Here is a 13,693-nt window from a genome sequence, read left to right as displayed (position 1 = left end):
CATTATGCACTCAACGATTTTATTAGATGTATATATGAAAAATATAATATTAACAGTTGTTTTCTTAGCAACACTAGTGCTAAGTACATTTACGCTAACTGCACAACAAGATCCGCAGTATACTCAGTATATGTACAATACAGTTGCTATCAACCCAGCTTATGCAGGGAATAGAGGTGTGACGAGTATTGTGGGACTTCATAGAAGTCAGTGGGTTGGTCTTGAAGGTGCTCCTAGAACTCAAAGTTTAAGTATTCACTCACCTATAGGTGAAGGTAAAGTAGGGTTAGGATTATCTATAGTAAATGATGCACTAGGGCCAGCTCAAGAAACATACATTGGTGCAGACTTTAGCTACACAATAAATACCTCAAATTCAGGAAAATTAAGTTTTGGATTGAAAGCGGGAGGTCACGTTTTAGATGTTGACTTTTCTAAATTGTCACTGTTTGACGTTACAGATCCTAGATTTTCTCAAAATATAGATAATAAAATTTCTCCTGTAATTGGTGCTGGATTATATTATCATACAGATAGATTTTATGCTGGTTTAAGTGCTCCTAATTTAATTCAAACTGAGCATTTTGATGAAAGTAACAATAGTAACTCAGCTAGTTTTATAGCAAAGGAGCGTATCCACTATTATGGAATAATGGGATATACTTTTGATATTAACGAGCAACTGAAATTTAAACCTAGTACTCTTGTCAAGGTAGTTGCTGGAGCTCCACTTCAAGTTGATCTTACGGCAAATTTTTTGGTGATGGAAAAATTACACTTAGGAGCAGCTTATAGATGGAGCGCAGCTTTAAGTGGTCTTGTAGGTTTTCAAGTGTCAGATAGTATGCTTATCGGTCTTGCTTATGATCGTGAAAGCACTGATCTTGGAGAGACTGTCTATAATGACGGGAGTTTCGAAGTTTTTCTTCGTTTTGAACTCTTCAATGAGTATGATAGAATGCTTACCCCTAGATTCTTTTAATACGTATACTCTAGTAGTATATCTAAATTGATTACATGATGAAAAATATAATTTGTTTTTGCCTTAGCCTTCTTTTCTTAGGAATTTTTACAGTAAATGCTCAAGAAGGAAAAATTGATAAAGCTGATAAAAAGTTTGATCAATATGCCTTTGTAGATGCCAGAAAAATCTACCTAGAAGTTGCAGAGAAAGGATATAAATCTGCCGATCTTTTTCAAAAGATAGCAGATAGCTACTATTTCAATGCGAAATATGGAGAAGCAGAGATGTGGTACAACAAGCTTGTAAGCAACTATGCAGAAGAGATAAAACCAGAATACTATTTCCGTTTTGCACAAACCTTGCGTGCTCTTAAAAATTATGATCGTGCAGATGATATGATGGCTAAGTTTAACGAGGTTAATAGTGGTGATTTAAGAGCAGAGCTTTTTACTGAAGAGCCTAACTATCTTAGTAATATCGATTATAAAAAGAGCAAGTATACCATAGAAGATATACGTAGTATAAACTCTAGATACTCAGATTTTGCTCCTACAGAATATGAAGGTAAATTGATTTTTGCGTCATCACGTGATACTGGTGGAGCAACAAAGAAAATTCACAAATGGAATAACGAACCTTTCTTAGATTTATACGAATCTAAAGTTGGAGCAAGTTCAGGATCGTATACTAAGCCTAAAACTTTTAGTAGAGAATTAAATTCAAAATTTCACGAGAGCACTACAGCATTTACAAAAGACGGTAACACGGTATATTTTACTAGAAATAATTTCAATAAAGGAAATTACCGTAAATCAAAGAATGGAACAAACAAGCTTAAGATTTATAAGTCTAAAAAAGAAAATGGTAAATGGTCTACACCTGTAGAAATGCCATTTAACAGTGACGAGTACTCTACAGCACACCCTACACTTAATGCAGATGAGACTAAATTATATTTTGCATCAGATATGCCTGGTACCGTAGGACTTTCAGATATATGGGTTGCAACAATTGATGCAACAGATTCTGTAGGAACACCTATAAACTTAGGAAGACCGGTAAATACAGAAGGTAGAGAGACTTTCCCATTCATGAGCTCAAAAGGAGTATTGTACTTTGGATCAGACGGTCATCCTGGTCTAGGGGGACTTGATGTATTTGCAACAACTCCTAGAACAAATAGTAATGAAAAAGAGGTTATTAGTAATATAGGTGAGCCTATTAATAGTTCTTTTGACGATTTTACTTTTATATTGAATGAGGATACGCAAGTAGGTTACTTTGCTTCAAATCGTAAACGTGGTCAGGGAAGTGATGATATTTATAAGTTCTTAAAAGAGGAAATACCATGTGATATTAAACTAGTGGGTGTTGTTACAGATAAAGATAGTGGCAATCCTATTTCAGAAGCAACAGTCCAGCTTATAGATAGTGAAGGTGAGGTAATTGAGGCTGTTCAGGCAACAGCTGCAGGAGCTTATGCATTTGAGGCAACATGTGTTACGCAGTACGTTATACGTGCTTCAAAAGAAGAATATAGTACTGCAGAGGCTATAACTACAACTCCAGATGTAACAGGCACACTTACAAACGACTTAGTATTGAGCCTTCTCCAAAAACCAATCAATGTAGGTGATGATCTTGCAAAGGTTTTAGAACTCAATCCTATTTACTTTGATTTCGATCGATTCAATATTCGTCCAGACGCTGCGCTTGAATTAGAAAAAGTAATAGCAGTAATGCGTGAGTATCCTACTATGGTTTTAGATGCAAGATCTCATACAGACAGTAGAGGTAAGGACTCTTATAACCTAAGCTTGTCAGATAAGCGTGCAAAGTCAACAGTTGCATATATTATTGAACAAGGCATAAGCTCTTCTAGAATCACCGGACAAGGATATGGAGAAAAGCAACCAGTAAATACATGTTCTAACGGAGTTAAGTGTTCAGAAGAGGAGCATCAACTTAACAGACGTTCAGAATTTATAGTGATAAAGAACTAACTTTAGTTTCTTAATACAAAGTCCCCTTTTCTTTTGAAGAGGGGGCTTTTTTTGTTTGTACGCTTTCGCGAAAGCGTTATATAAACCCGCCTAGTACTTCACTAGACGATGTAGCTTCAATATAGAGAAATCTGTCAAAGATAAATCCGCACTCAAGAAGGTTTTAAGCTCCTTTAATGAAGTTTTAGATAGTCGAGCTATCAATTGTCGTAATCTATGAGTAATGTCACAACGAACGTCCTACTAAACCATAGAGCGTTAGCCTTCCACTGCGTATAGCTTAAAATTTATTTTTCAATTATCTAATTGCTGATAGTAAGCCGAAAAGCATATTTTTAAAATTTTAAACTAAAACATTAGTTTAAACTAATGTTTTAGTTATATTTGAGTAATTAATAGAAATAAGGATTATAAGTTATTGTGATCTAAAGGAATACAAAGCTCGACTATGAAACAACTTACAAAGGCAGAAGAAGAGGTGATGCAGCTATTATGGGTAGCCAAAAAAGCAAATGTCGCAACTCTTATTGATAAAATGCCAGAGCCAAAACCAGCATACAACACCATCTCAACAATCATAAGGATATTGGAGAACAAAGGTTTTGTAGGCCATGAGAAAGAAGGAAGAGGATACCTCTACTATCCCTTAGTTACAAAGGAGGTGTATAGCAATGATTCTATGCACAAAATGATGGATAGCTATTTTAATGGAAGTTTTAAAAGCATGGTGAGCTTCTTTGTAAAAAAGAATGATGTAGGTGTACAAGACCTAGAAGCCATACTCAAAGAAATTAATAAAAACGACTAGTCATGATAGCATATGTAGTCCAAGCCATCTGTTTTCAAGCAATATTCTTAGCGGTGTATTACCTATTATTAAGAAAGGAAACCTTCTTTGTATGCAATAGAATTTACCTTCTAGTGACGCCTGTCATAGCGCTTTTACTACCATTTGTGAAAATTGCAAGTTTACAAACAGTAGTTCCTATGGAGGTGATGTCTGTCATGTTACCAGAAGTAGTAATAGGTGATGCCACTACGAGTCAAGCAGAACAGACAAGCTCCTTTGTCATTCCGTGGTTGAGTATTTACTTCGTAGGTGTTGCAGTAAGTGCATTACTTCTTGTGATAAAGTTCAAAAGTTTTATTAGCTATTTATCTTTTAAACGACGTGGGGAACACATCATAAATGTCCCTAACAGCACAGAAGCTTTTACCTTTTTTAAGTACATATTTATTGGAGAGGATATAGATACGCTTTCGCGAAAGCAAATTCTTACCCACGAACAGATACACGCAAAACAGGGGCATACTTGGGATCTTATCTTTTTTGAGATCATGAAAATTATCTTTTGGTTCAACCCACTAATATATTTTAATCAAAAGCTGATAAGTACCGTACATGAATACCTGGCCGATCAAAAAGCAACAGCAGCCACATCAAAAAAAGCATACTATGAAGAGTTGTTAAATACAGCCTTTGGCACTAATAACCTTTCTTTTACAAATACATTTTTCAATCAATCATTAATCAAAAATCGAATTATTATGCTACAAAAATCAAAATCAAAAAAGAGTGCTCTCATCAAGTACTTTCTTATAGCACCTCTTATACTAGCAATGCTAGTGCAAGTTTCTTGGGCGCAAAATTCGAGTAAATCAGGAGAGGTGGAGAGAGAGAATTTTACATTGATGGAAAGTGATTTTAATAACGAGAAAGTTAATTACTCTATTATAATTATAGATACCTTAAAGTTAGCAAGTAATGAGAAAGCATTTTTAGAAGCAATACATAAAAATAAATCTTTAGATGTTTCAGATTTTGACCTAATAGAGGACAAAAGTTCTACACTCAACGGTATGGATAAATTACTTATGTTTTCAAGTAAGGATGACATTGTGGAGCTCAAAGAAAAATTTGATATAAAATCTTACACAGTTGAGGAGCTACGTAAAAAATATAAGTTAAAAAATACTTATACTTCTCAGGCTATATATAAAGAAGAAGTAGAAGTTGTCGAAACTCAAGAGGAACTCGAAATACCATTTGCAGTTATAGATAATGTCCCTACCTACCCTGGTTGTAATGAACTAGAAGGGAATGAAGATAAAAAGACATGTATGTCAGATAAAGTCTCAAAATATGTAAGTGCTAATTTTAATACAAGTATTGCAAAACCACTAGGTCTTACAGGAGTTAACAGAGTGTTTGTATCATTTAGAATTAATAAAAGGGGACAGGTAGATAACGTTGAGGCACGCGCATCACATCCAGATATAGCAGAAGAGGCTAGAAGAGTTATTTACAATCTACCTCAAATGAAACCCGGAAGTCAGGCAGGAGAAGAAGTTGGAGTTCTTTATAGCTTACCAATTACGTTTAAAATAGCAGAGTAATTAAATAGAATAACCATATTAAATCATGCGATATGATAGCGTACATTATACAAGTCATCTGTTTTCAAGCAATATTCTTAGCAGTGTATTATCTCCTATTAAGAAAGGAAACCTTCTTTGTATGCAATAGAATTTACCTTCTAATGACACCTCTCATAGCGCTTTTATTACCATTTATAAAAATTGCAAGTTTACAAACAGTCGTGCCCGTAGAGGTGATGTCTGTCATGTTACCAGAAGTAGTAATAGGTGAAGCAACTACGAGCCAAACAGAACAAACAAACTCCTTTATTATTCCGTGGTTGAGTATTTACTTCGTAGGTGTTGCAGTAAGTGTATTACTACTTTTGATAAAGGTCAAAAGTTTTATTAGCTATTTATCTTTTAAACGACGTGGGGAGCACATTATTAATGTCCCTAACAGTACAGAAGCTTTTACCTTTTTTAAATACATATTTATTGGAGAGGATATAGATACGCTTTCGCGAAAGCAAATTCTTACCCACGAACAGATACACGCAAAACAGGGGCATACTTGGGATCTTATCTTTTTTGAGATCATGAAAATTATCTTTTGGTTCAACCCATTAATATATTTCAATCAAAAACTGATAAGCACAGTTCATGAATATCTAGCAGATCAAAAAGCAACAGCAGCCACATCAAAAAAGGCATACTATGAAAAGTTGTTAAATACTGCTTTTGGCACTAATAACCTTTCTTTTACAAATACATTTTTCAATCAATCATTAATCAAAAATCGAATCATTATGTTACAAAAATCAAAATCAAAAAAGAGTGCGTTAATCAAGTACATGTTTATCGCACCATTAGTATTATCAATGTTAGTTTATGTTTCATGTAGTGAAGATAATGAGCTGGTGGAAAATCAATCATTAGAGCAAAAAATTAGTGAATTACAACTGCTAGTAGAGCAAAAAGAGAACCTTTCAAAAACAGAGTCTCTAATGATCAATGATCTAAGTATGACATCAGCCAAAAAAACAAAAGGAACATCTGTGCATACTTTTAATATGAATAAGGATGATGGCGAATTAATAGAAGTTGTTAAGCAAGAAGTTGTGTACAATCTAGATGAGAATGGTAATATCCCATTTGCAGTGATAGATGAAGTTCCAGTATTTCCTGGATGTGAGTCAGTCGCTTCAAATGAGCAACGTAGAGACTGTATGTCACAAAAAATAAGTGCCTTGGTGAATTCTAACTTTAATATTGGATTAGGTAAACAGTTAAATCTTACTGGGACTAACAGGATTTTTGCAAGTTTTAAAATTGATAAAAACGGATATGTTACAAATCTAAGAACTCGCTCACCACACCCAGATCTTGATGTAGAAGCACAGCGCGTAATTTCTATGTTGCCAAAAATGAAACCTGGTAAACACAATGGCGAAGAAGTAGGAGTTCTTTACAGCTTACCTATTATTTTTAAAATAGCAGAGTAACCTATGAGAAAACTAATTATACTTTTAAGTATCATAGCATTTTCAAAAGCCGGAGCACAAGCTCCGGCTTTGGCTATTGCAGATAGTTTATATGCTGTGGGAGATTATACACAGGCAATTGCTCAGTATGAATTTATAAAAGATCCTTCGGCTAGAACATATTTGCAAATAGCAAGAGCCTATAACGGTAAAGGGGTAAAAACTGATGCCTTAGTCTATTATAAAAAATCATTAGAACTAAATAACAAGCAACCCATAGCTCAAACAGAGTACGGTAGATTATTACTGTCAAATTCAAAGCATCATCTTGCAGACTCAATTTTTTCTGATTTAGCAATGAGATTCCCTACTAATCCTGAGTATTACTATCAATGGGGACGAGCACTTAAAAAGACCGCGGTAAAGGATACCTTGGTTTTAAATAGAAAAGTAGATAATGAAAAGATAGACACTTCAGAAAAAGCTTTTGCAAAGGCAGTACAGCTAGATTCTACACATCAAAATGCGATGTATGAGCTTGCAAAGCATCATCTAGGATTAAAAGAATACGACATCGTAGAAAAGATTTCTGAGAAAGCTCTTGAGAGTTACCCAGAGAATATTAAGATAACTAATATTCTAGCTCAAAACTATTACATAAAAGGATGGTGGGTTGAGGCCATAGCGTGGTTTAATAAACTACTAGATTTAGGTGTGGATACCGCGTTTGTGAGAAATAAACTAGGGCGTGCCTACTACGAGAAAAGAATGTATCCAGAGGCTATAGAAGCTTATGAAGAGGTACTCGCTTATGATGATGAAGACTGGGGAACACTTATTACCCTTGCTAGGTTGTATAACTTTAACAGAGAATACGATAAGGCCGTTGATTATTCGACCAAAGCGCTTAGGTATAAAGATTTGCCGCTTGATGATGTGTACTTTACATTAGGTAGAGCTTACGAGTTTAAGAAAGAGTTCACTCAGGCAATGAAGCACTATCAACTAGCAGTTAAAGAAGATCCTGATAACCTTGATGCCATATATGCCATTGCCGTAGCAGCCGATAATTATTATGAAGACAAGGAAGAGGTAGTCCAATTGTATGAGAAGTTTGTAACTCAATCTGAAAAATCAAAATCAAAGCCATATTTGATAAGAATTGCTAAGGAGAGAATTGTAATCCTTAAAAGAGAAATTTTTGAAGCTAAAAAAGCGCAGGACTAACCCTATTTACAGCACTTTTAAACGAGATTTAAAAATCGTACTTTCGAAGTACGTATGAGAGGCTTATTATATCGTGGTTTAGTAATGATTACAGCAATAGCTGTAATGACTTCTTGCGACCGTATAGAAACAAAAAAGATCTCATCTTCCGAGTATCTTTCAGAAAGCTGGAAGGCCATAGATCTCCATAAAGTTGACGGGTATCCTACCTTTGATACATGTAGCTCACAAGCAGAAGGGGAGGCGTTGAGAGTATGTTTTGAAGAGACAGTAACGAGCACGTTTTATGAGTCTTTTGGTAAACACACGATTGTTGTAAATAGAGAGCTCAACGATACCATTGTAGTCAATTTTGTGGTAAATGAAAAAGGTAAATACTGTATTGACACCCTTGCCATTACACCAGAAATTCGCGCAGAAATTCCAAAATTAGAGCAGTGGATTCATGAAGCGGCCAAACAACTTCCTCAAGCTAAGGCTGCTACAAAACAAGGGGTTCCTGTAAAGACAAAATTTAAAATTCCCGTAGTACTCAAGGTTGAGTAAATAACTTTAAATAGTGTTATCGGCTATTATTTCGCGTAGTTCCTACCTTTCCATTGGTAACTACTAGTAAGCGATCTTATGGCTATGTAAGTACTTAAAAACGGGTAACAAATCATCACAACTGGATACCATTTCAAATAGCTAAGTTTCTTGTAAAACTGGGCTTCGGTTGCGATAAGAATTCCATCGGCGATTATTTTGAGTAACAGTGCGATGATAATTAGAGATTGGGTTTCCGCTTTCGCGAAAGCGAGATAAATCAAACCTAAGCCACTCATAAGATTACCGCTCACAACCAATAAACCCATAAGTTTTGAAAACCAAAACGTGTAAGCGCTAGACTTGGCTGCCCATCGTGTGCGCTGTGCTATAAATGTACTCCACAACTCTTGTGGCTGCGTGTTTACAATGGCATCCTGAGAGCGTAGATAGCTTATCTTATCTTTAAACCTTTCTTGAAATTTTTCTAGTAAAAAATGATCATCGCCACTAGCTATATGATCATTATTAGAAAATCCTTGCACTTTTATAAAGGCATCTTTATCATACGCAAGATTTGCTCCGTTACATAAAAAAGGAAGACCAAAATGAAAGCTTCCAGCAGTCGCTCCCATTAGACTTAAAAAGTCGAGTTGCTCATATGCAGTTAAGAAAGAAGGACGCGCTGTGGTAGCGATAGCAACCGGCATAATGACCATAAGTGGTTGCTCTTGTTGTATCGCAGCATCTAGTGTGGCGAGCCATTGTGTTGGGGCGTAGCAATCTGCATCTGTTGTAACAATCCAGTTATGTTGAGCCTTGTTAATAGCGGCTTGTAGCGCATCTTTTTTTGGTGAGGCTGTAGTACGCACGTTGTTTATAATGCTCACATTAGAAATAGGATTATTCTTGAGACATTGATTTATAACCTCAAGGGAGTTGTCTGTAGACTCGTCATTTACAAGAATAAGTTCCCAATTATGAGAAGGGTAATCTATCGCGGCTAGTGAGGTTAATAATCGTGGGAGGTTCTTAGTTTCATTTCTAAAAGGTACAATTACCGTAAATCCGTTTTCATGCGCTGTAGTACGATTATTAAAAGTACCAGCATACGTTGTTTTAATGGTGAAGCCAAGTATGATAATACCGTAAAAAATAAAAACGAAAAGCAGTATCCAGATCATTTATTATAGGGCTACGCTTGAGCGCTTTTTATTTTTAAATAGGTAGATAGCTCCTGGTAGAAGCGGCAACACGACATTGCATAACCACATGATGAGCACGGTGCTTAACACAATTTCTTCAGGTACAAAATACCAGCTAAAAACAAGTACGGCAACTCCGCCGCGCACTACTACATCAAGTAGTTGCATCACGGGTATTATAGAACTTAAAATATACATAGCGGCAATACACGACATGGCAAATACGTAGGGAATATCTGCTCCCAACATCAGTAAAATAATATAAAATTGATGTGCAAATATCGCATAACGTATAAAGGAATATAAGCGAGTCTTGCGTTTGATATCTTTAGGTATAGCCTTCCAGAAACTCTTGATTTTATGCCATGCATTTCCTTTTAATGACCAATTAAAACGCTTGAGAACTTTTGGTAATATTTGATAAAAGACCAGTGTCATAAAAATACTTAGACCCCAGAAAAAGATTGCAGTGCCACTTGTAAATAACGCTAGCATACCTAAGCCTACAAAACCTACGACAAGCGTTGCTAGCAGCTGGTACATGTTTCCTATAAAATTTAAGAAGAGAAGTTTTTTGCGTTGCTCTTTTGGGTAATACAGCGCTTTGGCTCCATAATCACCCGCTTTTGCTGGAGTTACAAAACCAGCAAGATGCGCAGTAAGGGTTTGTTGTACGCTTTCGCGAAAGCTTAACTGCCTAAAGTAACCTACTAAAACTTGCCATTTTTTAAACTCAAAAAACCAATTGGAAGCTGTAAATAATAGTATTATTATAATATAGAAATATAACGATGACGTGTTTATTTCAGAAAGTTGAAACTGGAGATTAATTAGTGCGCTTTGGTTGAGTTTGCTATAAATAAAATATCCAGCGAGTACTACAATGAGAATCTTAAGAGTCGCCCAGAGTAATTGCGTAGCTTTGTGAGATAATCTAGGCATTCATTTCTTTGTTAAGGATGTTTACAAAGTAACAATAAAAGCAGTGGCAGACGAAAGAATCATATTAGGGATTGATCCAGGAACCACAATTATGGGTTTTGGGCTCATTAAAATAGTAGGAAAGAAGATGGAATTCATGCTGCTTAATGAGTTGTTGCTTCAAAAGTATAATGACCCATACGTGAAGCTTAAGCTTATTTTTGAGCGAACTATCCAATTAATAGACACCTATCACCCAGATGAGATTGCGATAGAGGCGCCGTTTTTTGGAAAGAATGTACAAAGTATGCTCAAGTTAGGTAGAGCACAAGGTGTGGCGATGGCTGCAGGGTTATCTAGAGAAATCCCCATAACAGAATATCTTCCTAAAAAGATAAAAATGGCAGTTACTGGAAACGGTAATGCAAGTAAGGAGCAAGTGGCAAGAATGCTGCAGTCTTTATTGAAACTAAAAACCTTGCCTAAAAACTTAGACTCCACAGATGGACTCGCAGCTGCAGTGTGTCATTATTACAACTCTGGAAAAGTAGAAATAGGTAAAAGCTATTCTGGCTGGGAGAGCTTTGTAAAGCAAAATGATAAGCGGGTTAAGAAATAATATTCTTTTAAAAATTATGGCATCCATCTACATTCACATACCATTTTGCAAGCAAGCTTGTCACTATTGTGATTTTCACTTTTCGACCACCATGGGTAAAAAGGAGGAAATGATAACGGCAATCATAAGCGAACTTGAGATGCGTAAAGCGGAGTTTGAAAATGACGAAGTGTCTAATGTCTACTTTGGTGGAGGGACACCTTCTGTTTTGAACACTGCAGAGATTGAACAAATTATAGATGCTTGTTATACGCATTATACGATTGAAGAAGATCCAGAAATTACGCTAGAAGCAAATCCTGATGATCTTACTCCAGAGAAAATAAGCGAACTAGCCGAATCAAGAATTAACAGGTTGAGCATAGGCGTACAATCGTTTTTTGAAGAAGATCTCAAGTTAATGAACCGTGCCCACAATGCTACAGAAGCCATAGATTGCCTAGTGCTTTCAAGAAAACAATTTCCTAATAGTTCGCTTGATCTTATTTACGGAATCCCTGGGATGACTAATGAGCGTTGGGAAGAAAATATTGATCAAGCGTTAAAACTTAATGTACCTCATATATCTGCATACGCACTTACCGTAGAACCTAAGACAGCACTAGAAAACTTTATCAAAAAAGGAATTGTTCCACCCGTAGAGGACGAGGTTGCTCAAGAGCATCATGAGCTTTTAATACGTAAAATGGAAGAAGCAGGCTATGAGAACTATGAGTTTTCAAACTTTGCAAAGCCTGGTTTCCACTCTAGAAACAATACGGCATACTGGCAAGGGAAAAAATATATTGGGATAGGACCTTCTGCACATAGTTATGATAATAATCGTCGCGCGTGGAATATTAATAACAACCCGAAGTACATAAAAGCAATCACTGCCGGAGAGTTGCCACAAGAGGTGGAAGAGCTCTCACTTACAGATCAATACAATGAGTATGTGATGACTAGATTGCGCACGCAGTTTGGTGTTTCACTTACAGAGATAGCCACTTTATATGGCGATAAGTACAAAGACTATTTTATTGAGTATTCACAAAAGCATGTAGAAGAACATCTCTTGTTTAAAGAAGGTGATCGTGTATATGTGTCAAAAAAAGGGAAGTTCTTAAGCGACGGAATCGCTAGTGATTTGTTTATCTTAAATTTAAAGTAGCGCTTTCTAATCTTTTAATTTGCACTAGTAGATATTTCAATTATCTATAAGGCAAAAGACTTAGGTTAATCTATTCAGGATTTTTATCTTTAGTCTTCTTTTGAATTACGCTATGCTTGCAACAATATCCCATAATAAAGAAACTTTTAAGGTCGATCTTTTAAAACCTATTGATCTCTCGATTCCTCTTACTCCTAAGAAGAATCCGCTGGCTTGGTATATTGAACCGCCTAAGTTTGAGACAGTCACAGATGGCGAGTGGGTAGGTAAAGTGAGTGAAGGCGGAGATGTAAACTTCACCACTATCACCTTTAATCCTCACGCGCACGGAACCCACACAGAAACCGTTGGCCATATTACAGAGAAGGTACACAGTATCAATAAAAATCTCAAAACTTTCTTTTTTGTGGCAGAGGTGATTACTGTAATTCCTGAACCTTTAGATAATGACGAAGACGATTTTATACTAAGAGATAAGCAGTTCCACAGTCTGCTTAAAGGTAAATCTCCAGAAGCTTTAGTGATCCGCACACTGCCTAATGCACGCGAAAAGAAATCAATGAATTGGTCTCACACAAACTGGCCGTTTATAGAAGAAAAAGCAATGGTACGCTTTCGCGAAAGCGGAATCAAACACCTTCTCATAGATCTTCCAAGTGTAGATAGAGAAAAAGATGGCGGTGCTCTTAAAGCACATCACGCCTTCTGGAATGTAGAAGAAAATATACGCCTGGATGCCACCATTACAGAGATGATTTATGTGCCGCACAAAGTGGCAGATGGCAGGTATTTACTCAATTTACAAATTGCCTCTTTTGAGAATGATGCCACACCAAGTAAACCTGTGTTGTACAAAATAGAAGCCGAATAATGCAAGCACCTTACTACGCTGTAATTTTTACATCTACACAAACCAGTAGCACAAGAGGCTATAAACAAGCCGCAGATCTTATGGAAGAGCTGGCAGCAACAATGCCTGGTTTTTTAGGAGTAGAGGGCGCTAGGAATGATAGCGATCATCTCGGGATTACTGTTTCTTACTGGAAAACATTAAAGGATATCGCTCACTGGAAAGCACAAGCAGAGCATCAAGGTGCCCAGCGCATGGGTAAATCAGATTGGTACGATAACTATACAGTGAGAATTTGCAAAGTAGAACGCGAGTACTCTTTTGATAAAAGTTAAAATCCTCCTAAAAGTTAATTGCCTTATACTAGTTGTTTTAACATTTCCGTTG

13 protein-coding genes are annotated in these 13,693 nt (G+C 36.2%); 11 read left to right on the top strand and 2 right to left on the bottom strand.

What is annotated here, in order from left to right:
* Positions 1-34: 34 nt before the first annotated feature.
* From SJY37_RS03690 to SJY37_RS03660, 7 genes are all read left to right on the top strand, one after another.
* A complete protein-coding gene (locus SJY37_RS03690; RefSeq protein ID WP_298329775.1) occupies positions 35-982 on the top strand; it encodes a type IX secretion system membrane protein PorP/SprF in 948 nt (315 codons plus the stop codon).
* A 35-nt stretch (positions 983-1,017) separates the two neighbouring features.
* The gene (locus SJY37_RS03685; RefSeq protein ID WP_298329772.1) at positions 1,018-2,967 is read left to right on the top strand and encodes an OmpA family protein; all 1,950 of its coding nucleotides are present in this window, start codon (positions 1,018-1,020) and stop codon (positions 2,965-2,967) included.
* 448 nt (positions 2,968-3,415) lie between these two features.
* Positions 3,416-3,775, top strand: coding sequence for a BlaI/MecI/CopY family transcriptional regulator (locus SJY37_RS03680; protein WP_298329769.1), 360 nt, complete (start codon positions 3,416-3,418; stop codon positions 3,773-3,775).
* 2 nt (positions 3,776-3,777) lie between these two features.
* Positions 3,778-5,364, top strand: coding sequence for a M56 family metallopeptidase (locus tag SJY37_RS03675; protein WP_298329765.1), 1,587 nt, complete (start codon positions 3,778-3,780; stop codon positions 5,362-5,364).
* A 32-nt stretch (positions 5,365-5,396) separates the two neighbouring features.
* On the top strand, positions 5,397-6,830 hold the full coding sequence (locus SJY37_RS03670) for a M56 family metallopeptidase (protein ID WP_298329762.1): 1,434 nt from the start codon (positions 5,397-5,399) through the stop codon (positions 6,828-6,830).
* A gap of 3 nt (positions 6,831-6,833) precedes the next feature.
* Entirely contained in the window at positions 6,834-8,036 is a 1,203-nt protein-coding gene (locus tag SJY37_RS03665; protein ID WP_298329759.1) for a lipopolysaccharide assembly protein LapB, read from the top strand.
* Positions 8,037-8,090: 54 nt separating this feature from the next.
* Positions 8,091-8,582 carry a hypothetical protein gene (locus SJY37_RS03660; protein WP_298329755.1) on the top strand — a complete coding sequence of 164 codons (492 nt, stop codon included), beginning with the start codon at positions 8,091-8,093 and terminating at the stop codon, positions 8,580-8,582.
* A 26-nt stretch (positions 8,583-8,608) separates the two neighbouring features.
* Here SJY37_RS03660 and SJY37_RS03655 read toward each other — a convergent pair whose 3' ends face one another.
* A complete protein-coding gene (locus SJY37_RS03655; RefSeq protein WP_298329751.1) occupies positions 8,609-9,745 on the bottom strand; it encodes a glycosyltransferase in 1,137 nt (378 codons plus the stop codon).
* Positions 9,746-9,748: 3 nt separating this feature from the next.
* A complete protein-coding gene (locus tag SJY37_RS03650; protein ID WP_298329748.1) occupies positions 9,749-10,708 on the bottom strand; it encodes a lysylphosphatidylglycerol synthase domain-containing protein in 960 nt (319 codons plus the stop codon).
* Positions 10,709-10,751: 43 nt separating this feature from the next.
* Here SJY37_RS03650 and ruvC point away from each other — a divergent pair, with 43 nt between their 5' ends.
* The 4 genes from ruvC (at position 10,752) to SJY37_RS03630 (ending at position 13,641) form a co-directional block, all read left to right on the top strand.
* Entirely contained in the window at positions 10,752-11,306 is a 555-nt protein-coding gene (ruvC, locus tag SJY37_RS03645) for a crossover junction endodeoxyribonuclease RuvC (RefSeq protein ID WP_144782357.1), read from the top strand.
* A gap of 16 nt (positions 11,307-11,322) precedes the next feature.
* Positions 11,323-12,456, top strand: a complete 1,134-nt coding sequence (gene hemW / locus SJY37_RS03640) for a radical SAM family heme chaperone HemW (RefSeq protein ID WP_298329742.1) — start codon at positions 11,323-11,325, stop codon at positions 12,454-12,456.
* Positions 12,457-12,568: 112 nt separating this feature from the next.
* On the top strand, positions 12,569-13,327 hold the full coding sequence (locus SJY37_RS03635) for a cyclase family protein (protein ID WP_298329739.1): 759 nt from the start codon (positions 12,569-12,571) through the stop codon (positions 13,325-13,327).
* Entirely contained in the window at positions 13,327-13,641 is a 315-nt protein-coding gene (locus SJY37_RS03630; protein ID WP_298329736.1) for an antibiotic biosynthesis monooxygenase, read from the top strand. The genes SJY37_RS03635 and SJY37_RS03630 overlap by 1 nt, the downstream gene beginning before the upstream one ends.
* Positions 13,642-13,693 lie beyond the last annotated feature (52 nt).

The organism is Dokdonia sp. R78006 (assembly GCF_042466145.1).
Taxonomy (GTDB): Bacteria; Bacteroidota; Bacteroidia; order Flavobacteriales; family Flavobacteriaceae; genus Dokdonia.
This window is presented reverse-complemented; position numbering and strand designations above follow the sequence as displayed.